Origin of the sequence: Marinomonas spartinae, assembly GCF_016461715.1 — a bacterium.
Lineage (GTDB): Bacteria > Pseudomonadota > Gammaproteobacteria > Pseudomonadales > Marinomonadaceae > Marinomonas > Marinomonas spartinae_A.
Genome location: NZ_JAEMUI010000008.1, coordinates 50033 through 73443, shown reverse-complemented (window position 1 = coordinate 73443; position 23411 = coordinate 50033). Strand labels below are relative to the sequence as shown.

The following is a 23411-nucleotide window of genomic DNA, read 5'->3' as shown; positions in this document are numbered from 1 at the left end:
TTTTGCTTAGAGCCATCCGCTTCTCTTTTAAAGATAAAGAGCCATCAGCCCCTCTCTTACATCAATAATCACTCAACTTAAAAGACACAGGCAGTGTGATCGTTAATGATGATTTATGCATGTCTGATGAGAACTTAGGCAAAGGGCTCGCCCGTTTTAACATGTCTAACACGGCATCGTCTAAACGACGATAACCTGAGCTCTTAAGGATATTCGTATTCGTCACCTGACCATCTGCATGAACAACAAAGGAAACCGTTACCACACCTTCTTCATGACGACGTCGCGCCGCTCGAGGATAGCGCTTATGCTGTGCCAATACGGCGGCTAATTTGCTGTAATAGGAGGTTATCGCACCTTTATGTCCTCCCGAAGAAGCGGCATTGCCCACGCCTGTTGTGGCTTTTTGACTAGCTTGCGATCTAGCGCCTGAATTTTTCACACTTTGTGACGTCGTCTGTTGCGATATCGCCTTTGAGACAGAGGGCGATGTCGCTTGTTCTAAGCTATTTTGAGGCTCTATTTTTTTAGGCTCAGCCTTATGAAGCTTTGGTTTCGGCACGACTTTTTTCGGCTCAACCTTTTTAGCCACGTCTTTTTTGGGCTCTTTTTTAGGTGTTTTTTTAGGCTCTTTCTTAGGGACGACAATAGGCGACTTTTGCTTCTCTTTCACCACAGGTTTCGGTTTGATAACAGGCTTTTCTTTCACCACTTTTTTGGGCGTGGGTTTGGGCTCTGGCTTAGGCTCTGTCTTAGGTAATGGGGCTTTTTCAGGCTTAGGAATCGGCTTTTCTTCCACGACCGGTTTGGGCTTTTTCTCTACCTTTTCTGGCTCTGGTTTAACCACCTCTTTTTGCGCTTTTTCTACTTTCGCAACCTGCTTTTTCTCTTTGTTATCGGAATCACTCTCCACACTGTTTACCTTGGAGGCTCCCATGTCGCCCATCATACCAAGATCGAACTCAACGCCTTGCTGACCCGGTGCTTTACTGCCTTCGGAAGAGGGATAAAAAAAACCATAAAAAGCCGCCGCATGAAGAGAAACCGCTATCCCCCCAGCCACTAACCAATGACGTTTGGAAATCATCATGACCCTTTTGCTAGTTGTGTCGCTAAACTGACTTTTGTTAACCCAGATAAACGAATCTGGCTAAACACAGGACGCAATGCATCCACTGGAATAGAACCGTCCGCTTTGATTTGCACCCAGAACGCTTCTTTATTAGAAGATTGTGCGAACTTCTTCTCTAAATACGGTTTAATCGCATCGACCTTTACCAAGTTGTCATCCAAATAAATACGCTTATCCGCACCAACAACAATCAACACGTTGGGATCCGATTTGGGACGATTCTCATTAATGGAAGTTGGTGGAACAATGGGGATCGGATCAGCCTTACGAATTTGTCCCGCCACCATAAAAAATACCAACATCAAGAAAACAACATTGATCAAAGGCACCAAACTGTCATCATCCGACTTGGTTTTTAATGCAAACGCTTGATCTATCTTCATGGCGTGGTCTGACCCGAAAAAGCATTGGCAATGGACACGGTTTTCGCGCCACTGGCTTTTAAGCGATCGGCCAAATTCATTAAACTTTGCAAGTTCACCTCATTATCAGCCTTAATTGCGAACACGCCCTTTTTGTGCGCTTTAATCACCGAACTTAACCAAGCCGTATCCGCTAAAGAATGGGCAACACCATTCAGCCAAACTCGCCCATCATTTTGCTTGAGCGTCAGCACTAAAAAGTCGTCTTTATCTGGCGTGGAGGTATCATGAGCAGGCACAGAAAGCGGCGTATCCACACTACGCCATGGCACAAAGCTGGATGTCAGCATAAAAAACAACAATAAAATGAACACCACATCAATGAGTGGCGTTAGACTAATCGCCTGCTTACGCTTTGGCTGACTCAGGTTAAGCGGCATGCAAAACCTCTTTGGCGGCTTTCGCTACCAAACGCTCCGCTTCCTTACTGGTGAATACCTGAGTTACCGCATCGTTGATATTATGAGCAATCCGCTCAATTTTACGCTCTAACCAACTGTGCAGTGTGACAACCGGAATCGCCACCGCCAAGCCAACCGCTGTCGTCAACAAGGCCTGCCAGATACCACCAGACAACACCGAGGGATCGACCTGGTTACCCGCCCCTTGCATTTGCTGGAAAGCCGTAATCATCCCCAGAACCGTACCGAGCAAGCCTAATAAAGGACTCAAGCTGGCGATAATTTCTAAGGGACGAAGATAAGAACGTAACTGATTCAATTGATTCATCGCCAAACGCTCAACTTCCTCCCGAATCAAACTCACATCCATATTACCAGCTTGCAAAGAGCGCATGGAGAAGCCCACTAGAAAATCAATTGGACGTTTTTCATCAAGCAATTCAAGGGCTTGCTCGCCCTCTTTTTTACGCCAAGCGACCAAGGCTTGATCGACGGTTTTCCGACTTTCTGCTCGTAATGACGACAGCTGCCATAATTTCAACAGCACAATGGTCAAAGCAATAACGGAAAACCCGATTAGAATCCAAACAACAGGCCCGCCGACCTGTAAAAAATCGATTACTTTCTGCTGTACTGAACTTTCCACGACTGGCTCCGGAGTGATAACAAAACATAACAAATGATATTCATTATCAATATCGTTTTCAATATTTAATTCTGTAAATACTGAGACGCTCATGGTAAGCACTGGTTTGAGCGGTATTTCTCTCTTTGATAGAAAAGATTTACCTACAGGAGAGACTCTTCACATCCGATAAAATCGCGTAATACACCAACTCAGATGCGTTAGCCTCTTCTTCAAAAGAGCCTGCACCTGAAGGGGGCTTCACATTCAAGTATCCCTGCGATGTTGCGATGCAACGAAGGTGGCGGTATTTAGATCAACATTACCCTTTCTCAATTTACATCCACCCAGATGGTGCAGCCACCAATAAAAAAGCACCAATATAATGCAAATATGGAACGAAAATTGCTTAAAACAGTGCTTCCGGGTAAATACTTAGCTATTTATCGTTAATTTAGTTCTAAAAAAGAGCAAAAATAAAAATTCTTAGCACCTATTCGGTGCAATTAACTTAGGGGCGCTTCGTGACAGTCACAAACAGTGCAGTAGAAATGCTGATTTCCAATTCAAATACACTTTTTATTCTTCTCGGTGCCATCATGGTGTTTACCATGCATGCGGGCTTTGCATTTTTAGAAGTGGGCACCGTACGCCACAAAAACCAAGTCAATGCGCTCGTCAAAATCATGACAGATTTTGCCGTTTCCGCACTGGTCTATTTTTTCATTGGTTATCACATAGCCTATGGTATAAGTTTTTTCCAAAGCGCCGCCACGCTGTCACAAAACAGTGGTTACGCCTTGGTGAAATTTTTCTTTCTCATGACATTCGCGGCGGCCATCCCCGCCATTATTTCCGGTGGCGTAGCAGAACGCGCGAAGTTTTACCCTATGCTTATCTCCGCAGCCATCATCGTTGGAATTGCTTATCCTTTCTTAGAAGGTTTGGTATGGAACGGAAACTATGGTTTTCAAAGCTGGTTAGCTCATCGATATGGTGCGCCATTCCATGATTTCGCTGGGTCTATTGTCGTGCATGGATTTGGTGGCTGGGTCGCGCTGGTTGCCATCGTATTACTAGGTACTCGTAATGGCCGTTTTAGACATGGCAAATTAGTTGCGTTTGCGCCCTCCAATATTCCTTTTCTAGCATTAGGCGCGTGGATTCTCTGTATTGGATGGTTTGGCTTTAATGTGATGTCAGCACAAACAATGAATGGCATCAGTGGGTTAGTGGCCGTCAATACTCTAATGGCGATGGTCGGCGGAATTATCGCGGCCATGGTTCTAGGCAACAAAGACCCTGGTTTTATTCACAATGGCCCTCTCGCGGGTCTCGTTGCCGTCTGCGCAGGATCAGACATCATGCATCCCATTGGCGCATTGGCCACTGGCCTGATCGCTGGCGCCCTATTTACCAAGCTATTCACACTCATCCAACAAAAATACCAACACATAGACGACGTGCTTGGTGTATGGCCTTTACATGGTATTTGCGGAACCTGGGGCGGGCTGGCAGCGGGTATCTTTGGCCTAAAATCATTAGGCGGGTTGGGTAATGTTAGCTTTATGTCTCAACTTATCGGCTCTTTGACTGGCATAGGAATCGCCGTCGTCAGTGGTTTGGTGGTGTATGGCACGGTTAAAGCCGTTAGTGGGTTACGCTTAAGCGAGGAGGAAGAATACAATGGTGCTGACCTTTCCATCCATAAAATAGGCGCTGACAGTAAAGATTAACCCCCTTTGCGTCGTGACGACAAACCAAAGAATTCACCTTCCCTAAGCGCTTGTTATTCATGACAAGCGCTTAGGGTCTCATCCATACAGGTGGTTCCAACAAGCCGTGCTTATTTACGCTTGTCACGTAGGTTTATTGTTGATAACGAACTTAATTCCTTCATCAAGGTAAAGACATTCCCTTTGGCGACTTCTGCCTCGAAGCTGTCTTGCATGATGCCAAGATCTTTACGTAAATCATAGGGTAACGCACTGAGCTTTTTTCGTGTGCTGTAGCGTTCAAAACAATGAGCAAAATGATGCAGTAACGCAATGATGATCATATCAACCTCGCTTGCCAAATGAGATGAGTGAATGAACAATACTAAGTGCATTCACACCAGCCCAACAGACGCAGACAACCCCTTTCAAAAGCACACAGATGCCATACAGAACATCTGTATTGTGATTATCAGTGTGCTCTGTGTGTTTTATAGATTCATAATAAAGCGATAAGCCACATAGAAGAGTAAACAAGCCATCACACGATTAATCCAAGCCATCACCTTGGGGTTCATTGCCGCTTTTTTAAGACGCGCCCCCGCCAACAAATAGACACTCGGTGCGCCACAAGCCATGATGGAAAGCCCCACTGACCAAAGTGCTATCTGCCCGCCTTCAATGTGCACTCGCGGGAACTGTACAGTCACAATAGGCACGATGGCGACCAGCGATTTGGGGTTACAAAGCTGTAATACCAATCCCGTTTTAAAACTCACCGACGTCTCTTTGGCTGTAGACGACACTTTTTGGAAGCTCGCTTTAAGGATTTTTACGCCAAGATAGGCAATATACATTCCGCCTACAACAGCAATAACCGATTGATATTCTTTAGGAATAATCTCACTACCAAGATAGCCGATCAGTAAAAATAAGATCAACATGGCAAGCCCCACACCAACACAATACAGAAAAGCACGCCAGCCTTGACCATTGATCCCTGCAAAAAGTGCGAGCATATTGGCCGGACCAGGACTGTACATAACCCCAAAGGCGTAGATGATGATTGCGAGCATAGGAATCCCTCAAACAGACATTTGATAAAAATAACGAATAGAAAAAAGAATAAGAGCTAAAGCGAGTATGGCTGCTAGCTACGCAGCAAAGTTCGCCTGAATTGATAAGGTGTGAGCCCAAACATGGGCTTAAAACGTCGATTAAAGTAACTCAAATCGGTAAAACCAAAAGCAAAGGCCACATCAGCCAGTGGCATCCCCAGTTCCAATGCTTCTCTGGCACGGTTAATTCGATAGTTTTGCCAATACTGATGGGGCGTCATCCCAAAATAATCCCGAAAGCAACGCAACAAATGGTATTTCGACATATGCGCCACTTGGCTTAATTCATCTAGGGAGAACTCCTCACTAACATGGGCATGCAAATAGTCTCGGACTCGCTCAAAAACAGGGTCTTTCACCCGTCGTTTCGCTTCCATCACCACTCCTTTTCGGCGCGCTAAATATTCGGCAAATTCAAACAGCACAGACGAATATTCGAGCGCAGATGACATGTCACTTTCAACCAAAGCGGCCAAACGCAGGATATGATGTTTTAATACAGGGTCATTTTGCACAGGATGCTCGATACGAACACCCTTAGCTCTACGCACGCCAGCGCTTTCCAGCATGGGATTTAACTGATCAGGATGAATGTACAACATTTTGTAGTGAAGCGGATCGTCAGCCCCAGAACGACCATCGTGGGCGTCCTCTGGATTAAACACAATCACATTGCCAGAATAACTTTTATGATGTTCGCCTAAAGCAAAAAAGTCCTGTCGACCCGATAATGTCACCCCAAAAGAAAACTCCTCATGGGCATGAGTACCATAGGAAAAATCGCTCATAGAGGCTTCCAGCAACATCACCTCATCGAGGGCCGCACTTTTAGCAAACTGAAACCGATTTTCTGCCGACATCACAAGCCTCTTTGAATAACCCGAAACAACAGTGACAGATTACCCAATTATCATAGGAAAAGATTGGACAATATTGCGAAATACACTTTCTTAGCTCACTTTTTGTTTAGCCACGACCAGCGCACCATGACGTTCAGAAAACGCCAAAATGACAACCGATGCCATTAAAATAGTGACACCAAACACCGCAATAGGCGTCAGTGTCTCGCCCAAAAATAGCACGGCAATCAACGCAGCAGTGACAGGCTCAATAAGAACCATCACCGATGCCGTTGTAGCTCGGACAGAAGAAAGACCTGCATTGAATAGTATATAGGCGGCAGCGGTCGGCACCACACCTAGATAACTGAGAAAAACCACACTCTGAAAAATAGTGCCTGAGCGAGAAGTTAGCCCCTCAAATAAGGCAAATGGCAGCAGACAAAGGGTTCCGATAACGATGCCAAAAAAAGTCACATTAAACCGATCAATATAAGCATGCCTCCCCATCGCTCTGGTAATAAGTGTCACACAGGCGTAACAAATAGAAGATAAGACAGCAAAAGCCAATCCTAATAGTGAATGAGATCCAATCTCTCCGCCCCACGTTAACAAACCGAGGCCAAGAATTGCAAAGGCCATGATCAGTGCCCCCGTCCTGCTAATTCGTTCATTCATTGTTAGGTAAGAGCCAATAGCCATCAAAACTGGCCCCAGCCCTAACGTCACTATGGTGGCCACCGCTAAACCACTGTATTGTACTGCGGCAAAATAAGCAGTCTGGTAAATCGCTAAGCCCATACCAATAACCATCATCCGCCTCCAGCGTTCACGAATGAAAGCGCCCATGGCACGTCTTTTCTCTTTCGAGTTCATAATAAGTGCCACAAGAGCAAGAACCAACATACCGATGGCGAAACGCCAAAACGACACAGCAACTGGCCCAAGCCCATTGCTATAGAGAATAGCCGCGACAGCTCCGCCCGTACCCCACGCAATGGCGGCAAAGCACACATAGAACAAGCCACGACTCACTGATAAAGTGGAAGAAATCGCTTTTACACCTGCCGCTTCAGAAACCATGTTACCCCCTTCGTTTGTTTATCCCTTTTGTCTTGCAGCAAGCGTCGCTCAGTTATATAAAAGAGTAAAACGCATAATGTACTAATCAATCATTCGAAAAACGAATAGGTGGTATCGATGAATTACCCTGACTTACAAATAAGTTGGTTACGAACCTTTGTGGCGGTGGTCGATACAGGGTCTTTATCCGCTGCCGCGCCTTTAGTGCATCGTTCTCAATCCGCCGTCAGCATGCATATCAAAAAGTTAGAAGATATTATTGGTACGGCTATTTTATCCAGGGGGCCTCGTCATTTAGAGGTCACATCCAAAGGCATTGAATTACTCACTTACTCACGACGCATGATCGAATTACAATCTGAGGCCTATGATGCCCTGTTTGGCAAGCAATTGACGGGGCTAATTCGCATCGGAGTTCCAGATGACTATGCCATGTACCTAGCCCCCATATTACGACACTTTACTAACCGTTATATGGGCGTAGAAATCGAATTAACCTGTGAGCAATCCACCACTCTTATTCCACGTATCAAGAGCAACGAACTGGATATCGCACTGGTCTCTCGCGACAAACCAGAGCATGGAGAACGGCTTTTTCACGAGCCGCTCGTTTGGGTGGGGGCTTCAAAATACGAAGTGTGGCGGCGCAACCCTCTACCTATTGCGGTCTACGAAGCAGGCAGCATGGCGCAAATTGAAACATTGTCGGCCTTAAATAAGGCTAACAAAGCGTACCGCATCGTCTATAAAAGCTCAGGGCTTGCAGGCCAGCTGGCCGCCGTGGAAAGTGGATTAGCCGTAGCCGCCTTGACTCGATGCAGTGTGCCAGCCGAGTTGCAAGTCTTACAAAACTTACCCGCTGAATATGACTTACCCAAATTGACTGCAATGGACGTGGCTGTCTTTCGTAGCAAGCGGTCACACAAATCGGCTGCGGTGGATGTGATGTACGAGCAAATAGTTCAGGCTTTGAAAGTAGACATTTAGCCTTTCTCAAAGTATTGCAATCAAATCAAAAGACTAGAGGTTTTAGAGTTCCTTACATCACACATTAGCGGTCGAAAACATTTCTTGCGGAAACCATGAATAAGGCATTTTTGACCTGTCTCCACACACTAAACTCGACTCACGTACGTTCAAATATTTTTCGCAATTCGGTTTCAAGTTTCTCAGCATTAAAGGGCTTAATAATATAACCATTTGCACCGGCATTAACCGCATGGATTATTGTTTCCCTGTAAAACCCTTTCTCTAGGACAATTAATATCAAGATGTCCTCTAAATTAGGGTCGGCTTTTATTGCTTTAATCATATCCATGCCATCCATATCTGGCATAGGCAAACTCATCATCAGGAAATCGACATTACCTTCTTCCACCATTGTTAAGGCCGTCTCCCCGTTATCTGCTTCCTGCACTTTACTGTAACCAATGTCTCTCAGTAAATGCTTTGTCATTCGGCGCATTGTTGGATTATCATCAACAACAAGAAACGTCATATTTTTATTCAAAATAACCTCCAGTTTGAGCTTTTAAAACTCGTCTAAATCACAGTCAGTGTTGGAGTCAGCTCAAGAATTTTGATCTAACTCGAAAACTATCGATTTTGATCAGTCCCTATTAGTCTGGCTATGATAGAAACTAGTGTAATGGGATGAACACATTAAATTTCTAACAGCAACGATACAACATCATAAGCAAAGGTGTGCATGGCCAGATTACCCAGAGGTCATTAAAATATAAGGCTTAATCCATTCAAATTATTACTATTTAGCAATTGATAAGAATACAATTTACCTACGACTTCCTTGTCTGTTTTTTAAAATCAGAAAAATAACCAAAGCAAATAAGCGCCCATTTTAGATGATGCTCAAATACGATCAAGCAATCTATCCTGAGAAAATAGGCACATCAATTACACGGAATAACACCAAATTGATGGTTTAGATTATCGAAGGGAATACTCTAATATTAGGAAAAGATGAGACGTCATCCATGACGACCTCGAGTCAACGCAGAGACAATAGAAAGGCCTGTATTAAACTCTATTCTCAACTTGAACCAGTGCTCTTTGATACATAAACCAAGCACAAATACCCGCAAGAATGTTGCCAATCAGGACACCGAAGAAGAGACCTTTTAATCCAGCGATTTGTGAGCCAATCCATAAGCAGGGTAAGAAGAAGGCAAACAGGCGTAGGGCTGAAATGGTAAGCGCGGTGTAGGATTTACCCAAGGCATTGGAAATAGAGACCATCAGCATACAAACGCCCAATGCTCCTAAACTCAATGGAATGATCATGAGATGCCAATGTAAAATCCCTGATACCTCTTTATCACTGGTCATTAAACCGGCTAGCAACCCCGAAATAAAGAAGGTCACCACCGCAATAAACAATTGAAACGCCAATACAAAGCGACATGCTAGGCGCACGATATAACGCACATCACCTAAACGTCCTTCCCCTAATAATCGCCCAACCATTGGCGGCATGGACATCGTCAGCGCTAGCACTGAGACAATGGAGAAAAACTCAAACCTTGAGCCCAACGCCCAAGATGCCACGGCCGCGGTACCAAAGCCCGCAATCAATTTCGTCGCCAGCATGGACGATACGGGAGGCAGTAGTTGACTCACCATGGCTGGCCCCATGATATGACCGATATCAGCCAAGCTTTTGCTGACTTTAAGGTCTTTCCAGTCAAAGGTAATCCAACGCTTACGAGCCACTTGGGGAGCAACAATCAATACCCCAACACCAAAGGCAACAGTGGTCGCGATGGCGGCACCATTAATTCCAAAATGCAATGTAAAGATAAAAATAGGATCCAATGCCAAGTTCAATAGACTGGTCACAATCATCATGATGCCAGGCAAGAGTGTATTGCCATTGGATCGACAAATGCTGTAGTAAAAATAAATCAAGGCGCCAACCCAAGCACTGAGTAACCAATGGGGCCAGTAAGAATCAATCACTGGGTAGACAGAATCGGGGGCACTTAATAAGGCTAAAATGGGATGGCGTAATAGCCAAATCAGCACCGTAAAGAAAGCAATACCTAGGCTCCCCATCATCAGTACCAATCCCCCTAATTGCTTAGCATAGCGAGTATTTTTCGCGCCTAATGCGCGGGAGATAATCGCCGTGGTTGCGATCCCCAACCCCACTTGCAAGCCAATCACAATCATTTGGATAGGCAAGGTAAAGCCTTGAGCCGCTAAGGGTAATACCCCCAACTGACCAATAAAGGCACTGTCCACCAACTGAAAACTCATTAATGACAACACTCCAAAAAGCATTGGCCAAGTCATGTGGAAGAGTTCGCGGGCAAGGGGAGAAAAATGAGGACGCATATTGAGAGAGCTACCAGATTCGAAATAAATGAGTAAGACCCATCATTATACGCGAAAAAAATGACTATTTCGCTTTATCTCGATATATCTCTTCTAACCAATAAACGCCACTAATGGATACGGTGGAGCCGTGTTTGGCAACTTTAAGAAACAACAAGGCTAAACTGGTAAAAAGGACGAATCCTCCGGCTAACGGCGTGACACTAAAGTGATAAAACTGACCAACAAAGGCCGCTGCAACAATCGCCGTGAAACTGGATAACGACGAAATCATTGACGCTCCGAGACCCGCTATTTTACCTAATGGCTCCATTGCCATGGCATTCACATTACCGAACACCATACCAAGACAAGAAAACATCACGGAACCTAACCCCATAAACAACCAAAACGGAGGTATACCGGAGTAGTACCAGGTCGCGACAAACAATAAAAAAGACGCACATAACAACACAGATAAAGCACCAACAACGCATTTCATCATGCCAATTTTCTGTACAATGCGTCCGTTGAAGAAATTACTCACCCCAGAAAACCCAGCAAGCAAGGCAAAATACCAAGTAAACTTGTTGCCCACTTGATACACATCCTGAAAGAGTGACTGAGCGATGCTCAGATATAAAAATAACCCACCCAGAATACAGCCTGAAACCAAAGTGTAAGCAATCACATCGCGGCGCGATAAAATAAAGCGTGCATCTTTTATCAAACGAGCCCTATCCAGAGGAACCCGACACTCACAAGGTAAGGTTTCCATCTGACGGTAAAACAACCAAACTGAAGCCATCAAGGCTTGTACGATCAACACCACAAACATCCCCCGCCAACTCGACAGCGACATAATGAACTGCCCAAAAACAGGTGCCAGCATAGGTACTAGGATAAACACCATCATCACATAGGATAAAATGCGCGCCATGGCAGCACCGCAATATAAATCGCGAATCAAAGCTCGGGAAACAATTTTTGGCCCCGACAAGCCAATCCCTTGAATCGCTCGACCAATCAATAACATGGATAAACTGGTCGAAAACACCACGATAATGGAGCCACTAATAAAAATGCCGACGCCAAGAAAAATACTGTTTTTACGACCAATGGCATCGGACAGCGGCCCAAACAGAATATCCCCAAACGACATTCCTAAAATCAGAACCGTGATGATCCATTGTGTGTGTTGGTAGTTTTGAATGTACAGATCGGAAGAAATAGAAGAAAAAGCAGGAAGAATGGCGTCCATGCTCAATGCCGTCAGTGACATGATTAAAGCAAACAAGGCGACAAACTCTTGTTCTGGCAAACGTCTTATTAACACAAACTCAACCCCTTCCTTGGTTAACGTTTATAAAACCAACCGATTTAAAAAAACAGCAATCTAGATAACGTTTTTAATCCTTGAAAACTTTATCTTAGTCAATTACCTCAAGTTATGACAAATATCATGATCATTTAAAGAAACCTTGAAAAACATATTTAACATCATATTTAGCGAAAGCCAATAATATTAGAGTGAGACTCGCGATCAATACAAAAGCCACAGCTAATGGTGTCACTGAAAAATGGTAAAACTGTCCCATAAAGACCGAAAAGACAATCGCAACCAAGCTAGAAATAGACGAAATCATCGATGCACCAAGGCCTGCCATATGCCCTAGTGGCTCCATTGCCATGGCATTCACATTACCAAAGATCATGCCAAAGCAGGAAAACATCACCATAGCAATGAGCATAAATAAAATAAAAGGCGGCTTGCCAGAATAACTCAAGGCGATCATGAGCAGCAAAAACGATGAAAAAAGTAACACGCTTAACGCCGCCACTAAACAGCGCATCATGCCAACACGCTGTACGATTTTGCCATTAAAAAAATTGGTTAAGACAGAGCCTGCAGCAAGCAAAGCAAAATACAAAGGAAAATGTGTGCCGACCTGATAAATATCCTGAAAAATCGACTGAGCAATACTCAAATACAACATCAAACAGCCAAAGATACCACCCGCGATACAGGTATACGCCATCACCTCTCGTTGCGAGAGAAAAAATCGTGCATCTTTTCTTAAACGCCCCCACTGGAATGGATGACGCACGGCTGGTGGCAAGGTTTCCGGTTGTCGAATGGCCAACCAAATCACAGCAATCAAAGCTTGAAGAATCAAGACCCCAAACACCCAACGCCAGCTTCCTAGCAACATCACCAACTGCCCAAACGCTGGCGCTAACATAGGCACTAAAATAATAATCATCATGGTGTAAGACATAATGCGCGCCATGGCCGTGCCTTTATACAAATCACGAATCAAGGCGCGCGAAGCGATTTTCGGCCCCGCCAAACCAAACCCTTGAATACAGCGGCCTATTAATAAGCCTGTCAGTGACGTTGCGCATAAAGCCACGACAGAGCCGATAATAAAAATACCGATGCCGAAACTAATGCTTTTCTTTCGACCAATCACATCGGATAAAGGGCCAAATGTGATTTCACCAAATGCCATGCCAAAAATCATCGCCGAGATTATCCATTGCGTTTTTTGGTAATCAATAATCCCTAAGGCATGGGCTATTTGCGAGAAAGCTGGTAAGACGGCATCAGTACTTAATGCGGTTAACGACATCATCAAAGCACATAAAATAATAAATTCTTTTTCAGGCAAGTGTTTTTGTGTTGTTTTTATTTCCCCTTGCGATAACGCCATATAAACTTTCCCTACAGTAAAGCCATCTAAAACAAGTAATATACGATATCGATAAAATAACAAAATACCAGAACAATAATAATGGAGCTCGTTACATGGACATTGGTCTAGCCAAGCACTTAAAGCTCAACCAACTGCGTTTGATTTCGGTGATCGCCGAGCATGGACAAATTAGTCTGGCAGCGGATGAAATGGCCATGACGCAACCTGCAGCCTCCCGTATGTTAAGCGATATTGAGAACACCCTGGGGGCGCGACTCTTTACCCGTCACGCCAAGGGCATGGAACCCACCCTCGTAGGCCAATCGGTTGCACGACGTGCCCACAATTTATTAGTCGAACTAAGAGACCTCTCCCGTGAAGTGGAAGAACTCAAAGAAGGCGGCGGCGGTACCACTGCCATCGGTGCGGTAACGGGAGCGGCCGTGGGCTTTGTTATTCCTGCCATGCATCAACTCAGAGCCATTGCCCCTAAAGCCGAAATCAATATCAACGTCGACACCAGCGACGCCCTGGTAAAAGACCTCATCGCAGGGAACAACGACTTTGTCCTCGCTCGCATTCCCAAACAATACGATGCCAACATTTTTCACGTCTACCCTGCGCGAACTGAATCCGTCACCTTGGTGGCTCGCAAAGATCACCCGTTAGCGGGTCAAGAACGTATCAGTGTCCACGATCTCGCCCATTTCGAATGGGTCATGCAGTCACATCGAGCCCCCATACGCGAAGCCGTTGAAGCGGCTTTTATGGAAGAAAGTGCAGAATTACCCGTTAGCATCATCAACAGCACCTCCCTACTGGCCCTCATGGCCATACTGGTGTCCTCCAACGCCATTGCCCCCATGGCGCGAGAAGTCATCGACCTACTCACCAGCGACCTAGTCGATGCCAATTTAAAAGCTCTGAAGCTGGATCGGCAGATCATTATGAGTCCATACTATTTATTGCAAATGCGAGATCGCCAGCTTTCTCCACTTGCTAATCAGCTTAAGCGCTTGGTGCTAGCGGAATTAGAACAGAAACCAACCAAGGCCTAACTCGCCTTGGTTGACGTATGACAGACGACAATGAAGCGCTGTCTCACCACATGAAGACACTTCTACACTGCCAAATTAAGACAATTGATTAGGCAATACGGCCAAAAAACAGAGAGGCAAGGACATTTGGCCTAAATGAATAATAATATGGCCGAATTTCACCATTACCTTTATAGCGTTTCATTATTAAATAAAGCATCTAAATGCAAATGAGTATTATTAATGTTTTATTTAACAACTAAAGGAAAATTTCGTTGCTCTGTTGATAGGGGCGTAGAGCCCGCCGTCTACCCTCATCTGGATGGGTTGTATAAAGGATCCATCAGAATTGCGCCTCGCACCGTGCTCAGCTCAGCCGTTGCGGCAGCAATTCTCATCAGTGCGCAAAGTGCCTTCGCCGCCGAATCAGGACAGGTTCAAGCTAACTCAGGACAGGTCCAAGCCAAGTCAGAGCAGGCCAAAGACGAATCAGAAAAAAACTCTCAAGCGGAAACCGACTTGCCGACCCTCACCGTAACAGGCCGCTCGGATATGGCGACCACCGAAGGTACGGGCTCCTACACGACTGGCGAGACATCGGCGGCAACAGGTCTGTCGCTGTCACCGAAGGAAACACCGCAGTCTGTGACAGTAGTTACGCGTCAACGCATGGACGATCAGCAATTGGATTCCGTGCAGCAGGTGTTAGAGAACACTACAGGCATCTCGGCAAGCCAAGCGGATACCGAGAGGACGAGCTTCTATTCACGAGGTTTCTTAATCAACAACATTCAATACGACGGCATCCCTACCATTGTCGGCAACATTGTCAATGGAAGCGGTATTGGTTCTATCGATACCGCATTCTATGATCGTATCGAGGTTGTGGGTGGGGGCTCCGGCTTGCTGACTGGTACAGGTAACCCCTCGGCCGCCATCAACCTAGTACGCAAACGACCAACCCGCAACTTCTCTGCGGCCGCCTCACTCGGCACAGGGAGCTGGGATACCCATCGAGGCATGGCCGACATCTCGACGCCGTTAACCAAAGATGGCCGTGTTCGCGCCCGTATAGTGGGAACATACCAAGACGGACATTCGTACCTCGACGGCTACAAGCCGAAGAGAAAAGGCTTCTACGGAATCATCGAGGCGGATCTGACCGAGGACACAACTCTAAGCCTAGGTTATGACTATCAGGACATCACACCGAAAGGTTCAACTTGGGGCGGCTTACCACTATGGTTCAGCGACGGCACACAGGCTGATTATTCACGCTCCAAGAACTACGCGCAGGACTGGAGCCACTGGAACAACACCCTTAAGACAACGTTTGCCGAAATCGAGCATCATTTTGACAACGGCTGGAAGGTCCGAGGGATTGCTAACCAATACCGTACGGAGTTCGATACTCAACTGCTCGGCCTAGTCGGCCGTCCTGATCGCACCACGGGACTGGGCACTTTCCCTAACGGAGCCTACCCAGTCGCGCTGTCGTCTGACGGTCATAGCCGCCAGAATACCTTCGACGTGATGGCGAGTGGTCCCTTCGAACTGCTAGGTCGCCAACATGAGCTAGTGGTGGGGGCATCGAGCTCCCATAGCACATCCAACCGGGAGGATATCGCACCGTATTATCCAGGCCTTGTGCCAGTCAATATCTATACGCTGAGCCCAGCCTTCCCAGAACCTAACTTCAGCGCCAAGACACCAACGCCGACTCACACCCGAATCAAACAGAATGGTATCTATAGTGCTGCCCGGTTTTCGCTGGCTGATCCTTTAAAACTCATTATCGGTGGTCGCATCAGCAACTACGAAGTTGACGAAAACGTCAACGGCACACCATCACACTACAAAAAAAGCAGTGAATTCACTCCATACGCAGGCTTGGTCTACGACATCAACAAAACCTATTCGGCCTACGTGAGCTACACAGCTATCTACAATCCGCAAACAGACTATCGGAACAAAAACGGCAACCTGCTCACGCCATCCAAAGGAAAAACCAAAGAAACTGGACTCAAAAGCACCTACCTGGACGGGCGTCTGAATGCATCGGTGTCCTTGTTCGAAACGGAGCTAAACAACGCAGCACAGCTTGTCGCTGGCTCCTATACACCGAGCGGCGCCCAAGCCTACAAAGGCTCAGATGGAACGAAGTCACGCGGGTTCGAGCTGGATTTACAGGGCGAACTGGCGCATGGCTGGAATATCTACGCGGGTCTTGCTCACTTCACCGCGCATGATGGCGATGGCGTCCGTTTGAATTCGCAAATTCCACGCACCACAGCCAAACTTTTCACTACCTACCAGTTACCTGGAGAGTGGAACAAGTTAACGCTCGGCGGAGGGGTGAGATGGCAAAGCCGTTTCTATCAAGCGCCCAATACTGGTACTAGCACCTTGGGAGGGGAACAAGCTTCCTATGCTCTGGTATCGCTAATGGGACGTTACGACATCACCAAAAAGATCAACGTGGCAGTTAACGTCAATAATGTGTTCAACAAGAAGTACGCGCTACAAAAAGGCGACTTTGACACGGTGAGTTATGGCGCACCGCGTAACGTAATGCTAACGCTGAACTACAAGTTGTGAGTGAGCCCTACATGGCACACCCGCTCAGTACTATCCTAACATTATAAGAGAGAAAACTATGTCATCCGAATCTAACTCTTACCAACGGCCTCCCGTGACCTTACCCCAACAGAACAGGGTTGCCTTGTTCTGGCTGACCACTGGCGCAGGTGCCGTGCTTTATGTCACCTTCCAGTTGTTCTTTTACGTAAACAACTTTGTGCGAGCCCATGGAACGGCCCCAGAAATTACCTTTGACCCCCACATACTGTGGGTGTTTTCCGCATTCTATGGTTGTTGGATTGTCACGATCCTGCTGGCCTTGAGCGGAACCACAAAAGCGCAATGGGCTGCATTAATTCTTGGCGGCCTGATGGTTGCCCTGAATACCCTAGGCGGGATTTCCGACGGCTTGCGCGACGGTTGGTACGTTGCCTTCTCAGCCGTTTTCTTTATCACCTTACCAGGCGTGTTCGCCATTGTGACCACCTGGCGCCACCTCAAGAGAAAAGGAGCACATTATGTCAATGAATAGCGCAAACTTCCCCTATGTTTGGATGAGTTTTTCGCACGAGCCAGGGCACGACCACGAAGAGGACTTTTCAGCGTTCGAGGCCACGTTGCAACGCGGGGAGCCCTTCGTGATATTGACCGATAGTGCACCAGACGAAGGCCATGAGCACTCGCCAGCCGAGAAGAAACGCACCGCGCTCTGGATGAAAAAGCACAAGACCGAGTTACGCAAGCTGGTTCAGGCCATGATTCTGATCGAATCCAACTCAGCCAAACGCCTTGGTTTCAAGGCGTTTGCAGTACTCTTCGCCAAATTCTGGGGCTACCCCTTGCTTCTTACTGCGTCCCGTGAGGAAGCGATGGAGATGGCTAAGGGACTGCTGTCTGAACAATCAGCGTCAAGTACTGCGTCATAATACACAGTACTTGACCCATCCCCCAGCCACTGAACACCAGTGACTGGGGGATAATGTCCGCCGTCAACGCGATCTCAGCGCAAGTGCTTAAAGCCTAATCTAGGTCTTTCGGCAACAAGGCTTTGGGGATATTTTGATAACACACTGGGCGCAAGAAACGACGAATCGATAACGTCCCCACGGAGGTTGCCCCAAAGTTCGTGGACGCAGGGTAAGGACCCCCATGTACCATGGTGTCATTGACCTCCACTCCTGTAGGGAAACCATTCGCCAATAACCGCCCGGCTTTGCGCTCCAGAATCGGTAAGAGTTTCTGACACGCGGCATAATCGCCGTCATCAAGGTGTATCGTGCAAGTCAGTTGACCTTCCAAATGACGGGCCAGCTCGACCATCTGCTCAACACTGTCTGCCAATACAACCAAGCCTAATGGGCCAAACACTTCATGGTGCAATGTCGGATTATCCAACCAAGCCTGAGCAGACACGGTAAACAGGTTCGGTAATGCGCTACGTCCTTGGCTATCTTCAGTACGCAGCACGGGCTTGATACCACTTTCATCCATCGCCGCCACCCCTGAACGGTAGGCATCAGCAATACCGTCCGTTAGCATGGTTTGCACAGGTATCTCTGATAACGCAGCGCTCGCCGCTTCAATCATGGCGCGAGAGTCAGCGTTATCCACCATCACCGCAATACCAGGGTTGGTACAGAACTGTCCTGCACCCATGGTTAATGAGCCCGCCCAGCCTTTACCTAGCTCTTGCGCACGATTTTTCAGTGCTTCTGGCATCACAAACATAGGATTCACCGACCCCAGTTCACCAAAAAAAGGAATCGGTTCAGGGCGTGCGGCACATAAATCAAACAAGGCACGACCACCAGCTAAACTGCCGGTAAAGCCTACCGCTTTGATAAACGGATGCTGCACCAGCGCCTGCCCGACTTGGCGATTACCGCCTTGAATTAGCGAAAATACACCGACTGGCATATTGCAACGTTTGATGGCCGCTTCTATCGCCTGCGCCACCAGCTCGCCAGTGCCAGGATGCGCCGAGTGGCCTTTCACAATCACCGGACAACCTGCCGCTAACGCCGCTGCCGTATCGCCACCGGCCGTTGAAAACGCCAACGGAAAGTTAGATGCCCCAAACACGGCAACAGGGCCAATCGGGCGTTGTACCATATACATATCAGGGCGCGGCAGTGGCGCACGATCTGGCAAGGCTTCATCAAAACGACGGTCTAAGTATTCGCCGGATACAATACGCTCTGCGAACAAACGCAGTTGTCCTGTAGTACGACCACGTTCCCCTTGCAAACGCGCAGCGGGTAAACCTGTTTCTTGCACACCCATGTCGGTAATTTGATCACCTAACACATCGATTTCGTCGGCAATGGCATGCAAAAAAGCCGCTCTGTCTTCACGAGCGCTATAGCCATAAACCTCAAATGCCGCTTCGGCGGCTTCCGCCGCTGCGTTCACATCCGCTACCCGACCCACAGCAAACTCATGTGCGGAGCCCGTAGCCGGACTGGAAGAAAATGTTGCATCGCCTTTTACCCATTTACCGGCAATAAAATGCTGTCCTGTTAACATACTTTCTCCTTCTCTTTTTAGTAAAAAACATCAATAAAACCTTATAACCCCCTCCCAGCTTCCCCCTTAGCAAGGGGGAGGAGCTAAGCGCCACAATACAGCTTTCTCTCCTTAGTAAAGGGAAGGAACCCTAGGCATTTCCAGTTCTCTCACCTTAGTAAAGGGGAGGAGCCTGAGGCATTTCCAATGCCCTCCCCTTAGCAAGGGGGAGGAGCTAAGCGCCACAATACAGCTTTCTCTCTTTAGTAAAGGGAAGGAACCCTAGGCATTTCCAGTTCCCTCACCTTAGTAAAGGGGAGGAGCCTGAGGCATTTCCAGTTCCCTCCCCTTATTTAAGGGGAGGGTTAGGGAGGGGTTGAAGAAGTAGACAACCTATTTGATGGCTGTCTTATTGCATCCTAGTGACTGTCTTTTGGCACCGCTGCACCACGGCAACCTTTTAAGAAATCAAAATCGGCTCCAGTGTCCGCCCCTTGCACATGGTCATGGAAAAGCTTGATATAACCGCCTTTGGGTTTTTCCAAATGACTTTCCCAATTGGCTAAGCGCTGGGCCATTTCTTCATCGGAAATATCCACATGTAAACGACGATTTTTCACATCCAGTTCAATCATATCGCCATTTTGAACCACCGCTAATGGCCCGCCAGCGGCGGCTTCCGGCGTAGTATGCAACACTACTGTGCCATAGGCCGTCCCCGACATACGCGCATCGGAAATACGCACCATGTCTTTAATCCCTTTGCGTAACACTTTTGGCGGCAAACCCATATTGCCCACTTCCGCCATACCTGGGTAACCTTTCGGACCACAGTTTTTCAGCACCATGACACAGTTTTCATCGATGTCGAGATTCTCATCGTTGATTTTCGCTTTGTAATCGTCAATGTCTTCAAACACCACCGCACGACCGCGATGTTGTAACAAATGCTCGGACGCCGCAGACGGTTTTAAGACTGCGCCTTTAGGTGCCAAATTCCCTTTCAAAACAACAATACCGCCTTTCTGGGTTAGGGCTTTTTCGACAGGCAAGATGACATCAGGGTTCCAATTTTTGACGTTTTGCACTTCTTCCCATATGGATGAGCCCGATACCGTCAGCGCGTTATTATGCAGTTTGCCTGCTTCGGCGAGATGCTTAATCACCACAGGTAAGCCACCCGCATAGAAGAACTCTTCCATCAAGTATTTGCCCGATGGCATCAGATTCACAATGGTGGCAATGTCTTGGCCAAACTTGTCCCAATCGTCTAAGGTGAGATCCACGCCCACACGGCCGGCAATCGCTAGCAAATGGATCACGGCATTGGTCGAGCCGCCAATGGCACCATTGACACGAATAGCATTTTCAAAGGCCTGACGGGTTAAAATGTCCGACGGTTTCAAATCGTCTTTCACCATATCGACGATACGACGTCCGGTCAGGTGCGCCATGACTCGGCGACGGCTGTCCACGGCCGGAATTGCCGCATTGCCAGATAACGCCAAGCCCAAGGCTTCTGCCATAGACGCCATGGTGCTGGCGGTGCCCATGGTATTACAGGACCCTACGGAGCGAGACATGGACTGCTCGGCCTCAAGGAAATCCTCCTGCGTCATGTTGCCCGCTTTAATGTCTTCCGACATTTGCCACAAAGCGGTCCCTGACCCAACTCGCTCACCTCGAAAGTAACCATTTAGCATAGGGCCACCAGACACCATAATGGCAGGAATATCCACACTGCATGCCCCCATTATCAAAGCAGGGGTGGTTTTATCACAGCCAGCTAACAGCACCACCCCATCCAACGGATTGGCTCGTAGCGCTTCTTCTACATCCATGGCCGCCATGTTGCGATACATCATGGCCGTTGGGCGGAGGGAGCTCTCCCCCACGGAAAACACAGGAAACTCCAAAGGCAGCCCACCCGCCTCATAAATACCGTGTTTGACCCGCTCAGCAAGATCGCGAAGATGGGAATTACATGGTGTTAATTGCGACCAAGTGTTACAAATACCAATCACAGGACGACCATCGAATAAGTCCGCTGGCAAGCCTTGGTTTTTCATCCAACTACGATGATAAATATGATCCCGTGAGGTACCGCCAAACCATTCTGTTGAACGTAATTTGCGTGGCCATTCTTTTGGTACGAACTTGTTTTTTTCAGAATCCGTCATACCCAACCTCCATCAACAATAAAGTTCTGGGCGGAGCACATGGCTGCGGCATCAGAACCTAAAAATAACGCCATATTGGCAACGTGCTTAGGCAGTACTTTGCCCTTTAAACACTGACTTTGTTTGATCTTCTCTTCAGCGGCGTCATCCACCCACAGGCGCAGCTGCTTTTCTGTCATCACCCAGCCTGGCACCAGGGTATTCACGCGAATACCATCGCTGCCTAAATCTCTTGCTAAACAACGGGTTAAACCATGAGCTGCGGCCTTACTTGCGCCATAGGTTGGATAACCTGCCGATGCCATCATCCAGCCCACTGAGCCAAAATTGATAATCGAGCCACCACCTAGTTCACGCATCATGGGCGCCACCGCCTGTGCGGCAAACATGGCATGTTTCATATTGACCGCCACCAGTTCATCAAAACGCGCTTCGGTCAGGGACTCTAGAGAATGGCGTACGTCATTGGCGGCATTATTGAGCAAGATACTGATCGGCCCAAACGCTTCTGCCGCATCACGAATCGCCCGTTGATAATCTGTTACCTTGGTAATATCACAGACCTCAAAACGCACTTCGCCACCTTCTTTTTTAAGGCGTTTCTCTAATGCTTTTCCCGCCGTTTCATCCAAATCGACAAACGCCGTTTTGGCACCTTGTAACGCATAGGCCTCAACAATCGCCGCACCGATGCCCGTTGCGCCACCAGAAACAAACACGGTGCGACCTTTTAAATCTGGGTAAACCGCGTCATTTTGCTTATTCATAATGGAGTAACCTCTGTGTCCAGCTCGTCTGCTTTCGCCAATGGATTACGCAACGGTAAGCCGAAGGTGGGTGACGAAATTTCAAACACATCCCCTTCTTTTGCTTGAATACCATCGGCAAACGACAAGGTGGCTGTGCCAAACATATGCACATGCAAATCCCCCGGTTGACGGAAAATGTCATATTTAAAATGATGGTGTTCAAGGTTCTTAAAGGTGTGAGACATATTCTCTTCACCGGATAAAAAGCCTTTTTCCCATAAGGTTTGCTCACCTCGTTCGATACGCGAATGACCCTCTATATGCTCAGGCAATTCCCCCACCAGCAATTCAGGACCAAACGCCGCCGGACGCAGTTTCGAATGGGCTAGGTATAAATAGTTCTGGCGCTCGGTGACATGATCCGAAAATTCATTCGCCAAGGTATAGCCAATGCGATGGACCTTACCGTTTTTACCAATCAGATAAAAACCGGCGATTTCTGGCTCTTCGCCGCCATCCAAGGCAAACGCAGGGGATGGCAATGCCTCACCCGGCGCGATGACGCCTGCGCCATTACCTTTGTAAAACCATTCAGGCTGCACCCCCACTTCACCGTTGGCGGGCTTGCCACCTTCGACCCCCATTTGAAAGATCTTCATAGAGTCGGTTAACTCCTCGCTTTTGGCATGCATGGCGTTACGTGTGGCGGCCGAGCCTAAGTGAGTCAAGCCTGTTCCCGTCAGATACATGTGTGCTGGGTCTGGATGACGCACCGGACAATCCAAGCGATTGGCCTTAGCCAGCTCGGCTAAGTTCACTTCTTCACCTAGGCCTAATTGCTCAACGAGGGTCGCCAACGAAATACCTTGTTCTATGGCATCACACGCCAATTGATAAATACTGACGGCATGGTTCACTTGATGGGCCATACCATTTGCATCCTCAGGGTAGCGACACACCACTCCGCCTTGTTTGATTTGGGATAAAAACATCATT

The 23411-nt window shown here is 47.4% G+C and carries 22 protein-coding genes; 6 read left to right on the top strand and 16 right to left on the bottom strand.

The genetic code is table 11. From position 1 onward, the window contains the following. Positions 1–61 precede the first annotated feature (61 nt). Genes JHD45_RS09535 through JHD45_RS09520 form a run of 4 tightly spaced genes read right to left on the bottom strand, consistent with a single transcriptional unit; the run spans position 62 to position 2694 of the window. Positions 62–1090 carry an energy transducer TonB gene (locus JHD45_RS09535; RefSeq protein WP_233407738.1) on the bottom strand — a complete coding sequence of 343 codons (1029 nt, stop codon included), beginning with the start codon at positions 1088–1090 and terminating at the stop codon, positions 62–64. Beyond that, positions 1087–1515: an ExbD/TolR family protein gene (locus JHD45_RS09530; protein ID WP_199476284.1), complete on the bottom strand. Its 429-nt coding sequence runs from the start codon at positions 1513–1515 to the stop codon at positions 1087–1089. The genes JHD45_RS09535 and JHD45_RS09530 overlap by 4 nt, the downstream gene beginning before the upstream one ends. Beyond that, a complete protein-coding gene (locus JHD45_RS09525) occupies positions 1512–1934 on the bottom strand; it encodes an ExbD/TolR family protein (protein WP_199476283.1) in 423 nt (140 codons plus the stop codon). Before JHD45_RS09525 ends, JHD45_RS09530 begins: the two co-directional genes overlap by 4 nt. Further along, positions 1924–2694 carry a MotA/TolQ/ExbB proton channel family protein gene (locus JHD45_RS09520; RefSeq protein WP_233407737.1) on the bottom strand — a complete coding sequence of 257 codons (771 nt, stop codon included), beginning with the start codon at positions 2692–2694 and terminating at the stop codon, positions 1924–1926. Before JHD45_RS09520 ends, JHD45_RS09525 begins: the two co-directional genes overlap by 11 nt. 410 nt (positions 2695–3104) lie before the next feature. Here JHD45_RS09520 and JHD45_RS09515 point away from each other — a divergent pair, with 410 nt between their 5' ends. Next, a complete protein-coding gene (locus JHD45_RS09515; protein WP_199476282.1) occupies positions 3105–4316 on the top strand; it encodes an ammonium transporter in 1212 nt (403 codons plus the stop codon). Between the two features lie 110 nt (positions 4317–4426). On the opposite strand, the gene JHD45_RS09510 is transcribed toward JHD45_RS09515, so the two are convergent. The 4 genes from JHD45_RS09510 to JHD45_RS09495 form a co-directional block, all read right to left on the bottom strand. Then, on the bottom strand, positions 4427–4690 hold the full coding sequence (locus tag JHD45_RS09510) for a hypothetical protein (RefSeq protein ID WP_199476281.1): 264 nt from the start codon (positions 4688–4690) through the stop codon (positions 4427–4429). Positions 4691–4786: 96 nt separating this feature from the next. Further along, positions 4787–5371 (bottom strand): LysE family translocator, encoded by a 585-nt coding sequence (locus JHD45_RS09505; protein ID WP_199476280.1) that lies wholly within the window; start codon positions 5369–5371, stop codon positions 4787–4789. A 74-nt stretch (positions 5372–5445) separates the two neighbouring features. Continuing rightward, positions 5446–6273: an AraC family transcriptional regulator gene (locus JHD45_RS09500; protein WP_199476279.1), complete on the bottom strand. Its 828-nt coding sequence runs from the start codon at positions 6271–6273 to the stop codon at positions 5446–5448. Between the two features lie 90 nt (positions 6274–6363). Next, complete coding sequence (locus JHD45_RS09495) at positions 6364–7335, bottom strand: DMT family transporter (protein WP_199476278.1); 972 nt, start codon at positions 7333–7335, stop codon at positions 6364–6366. A gap of 117 nt (positions 7336–7452) precedes the next feature. Between JHD45_RS09495 and JHD45_RS09490 the strand changes: the two genes are divergently transcribed. Further along, positions 7453–8322, top strand: coding sequence for a LysR family transcriptional regulator (locus JHD45_RS09490; protein WP_199476277.1), 870 nt, complete (start codon positions 7453–7455; stop codon positions 8320–8322). Between the two features lie 139 nt (positions 8323–8461). On the opposite strand, the gene JHD45_RS09485 is transcribed toward JHD45_RS09490, so the two are convergent. The 4 genes from JHD45_RS09485 to JHD45_RS09470 all read right to left on the bottom strand — a co-directional run bounded on the left by JHD45_RS09485 (position 8462) and on the right by JHD45_RS09470 (position 13382). Further along, on the bottom strand, positions 8462–8845 hold the full coding sequence (locus JHD45_RS09485; protein ID WP_199476276.1) for a response regulator: 384 nt from the start codon (positions 8843–8845) through the stop codon (positions 8462–8464). 527 nt (positions 8846–9372) lie between these two features. Next, positions 9373–10611: an MATE family efflux transporter gene (locus JHD45_RS09480; RefSeq protein WP_233407736.1), complete on the bottom strand. Its 1239-nt coding sequence runs from the start codon at positions 10609–10611 to the stop codon at positions 9373–9375. Between the two features lie 142 nt (positions 10612–10753). Then, a complete protein-coding gene (locus JHD45_RS09475) occupies positions 10754–12004 on the bottom strand; it encodes a multidrug effflux MFS transporter (protein ID WP_325097281.1) in 1251 nt (416 codons plus the stop codon). 130 nt (positions 12005–12134) lie between these two features. Next, on the bottom strand, positions 12135–13382 hold the full coding sequence (locus tag JHD45_RS09470) for a multidrug effflux MFS transporter (protein ID WP_199476274.1): 1248 nt from the start codon (positions 13380–13382) through the stop codon (positions 12135–12137). A 95-nt stretch (positions 13383–13477) separates the two neighbouring features. Here JHD45_RS09470 and JHD45_RS09465 point away from each other — a divergent pair, with 95 nt between their 5' ends. From JHD45_RS09465 to JHD45_RS09450, 4 genes are all read left to right on the top strand, one after another. Then, positions 13478–14422, top strand: coding sequence for a LysR family transcriptional regulator (locus JHD45_RS09465; RefSeq protein WP_199476273.1), 945 nt, complete (start codon positions 13478–13480; stop codon positions 14420–14422). Positions 14423–14644: 222 nt separating this feature from the next. Next, a complete protein-coding gene (locus tag JHD45_RS09460; RefSeq protein ID WP_199476272.1) occupies positions 14645–16999 on the top strand; it encodes a TonB-dependent siderophore receptor in 2355 nt (784 codons plus the stop codon). A 58-nt stretch (positions 17000–17057) separates the two neighbouring features. Beyond that, positions 17058–17513, top strand: coding sequence for a hypothetical protein (locus JHD45_RS09455; protein WP_199476271.1), 456 nt, complete (start codon positions 17058–17060; stop codon positions 17511–17513). Next, the gene (locus tag JHD45_RS09450) at positions 17500–17907 is read left to right on the top strand and encodes a hypothetical protein (protein ID WP_199476270.1); all 408 of its coding nucleotides are present in this window, start codon (positions 17500–17502) and stop codon (positions 17905–17907) included. Before JHD45_RS09455 ends, JHD45_RS09450 begins: the two co-directional genes overlap by 14 nt. A 94-nt stretch (positions 17908–18001) precedes the next feature. On the opposite strand, the gene JHD45_RS09445 is transcribed toward JHD45_RS09450, so the two are convergent. The 4 genes from JHD45_RS09445 to araD1 all read right to left on the bottom strand — a co-directional run bounded on the left by JHD45_RS09445 (position 18002) and on the right by araD1 (position 23410). Continuing rightward, positions 18002–19507 carry an aldehyde dehydrogenase (NADP(+)) gene (locus JHD45_RS09445; RefSeq protein WP_199476269.1) on the bottom strand — a complete coding sequence of 502 codons (1506 nt, stop codon included), beginning with the start codon at positions 19505–19507 and terminating at the stop codon, positions 18002–18004. A 398-nt stretch (positions 19508–19905) separates the two neighbouring features. Then, positions 19906–21666, bottom strand: a complete 1761-nt coding sequence (araD, locus tag JHD45_RS09440; RefSeq protein WP_199476268.1) for an L-arabinonate dehydratase — start codon at positions 21664–21666, stop codon at positions 19906–19908. Then, the gene (locus JHD45_RS09435; RefSeq protein WP_199476267.1) at positions 21663–22433 is read right to left on the bottom strand and encodes an SDR family NAD(P)-dependent oxidoreductase; all 771 of its coding nucleotides are present in this window, start codon (positions 22431–22433) and stop codon (positions 21663–21665) included. The genes araD and JHD45_RS09435 overlap by 4 nt, the downstream gene beginning before the upstream one ends. Beyond that, positions 22430–23410 (bottom strand): AraD1 family protein, encoded by a 981-nt coding sequence (gene araD1, locus JHD45_RS09430; protein ID WP_199476266.1) that lies wholly within the window; start codon positions 23408–23410, stop codon positions 22430–22432. The genes JHD45_RS09435 and araD1 overlap by 4 nt, the downstream gene beginning before the upstream one ends. Between the last annotated feature and the right edge of the window lies 1 nt (position 23411).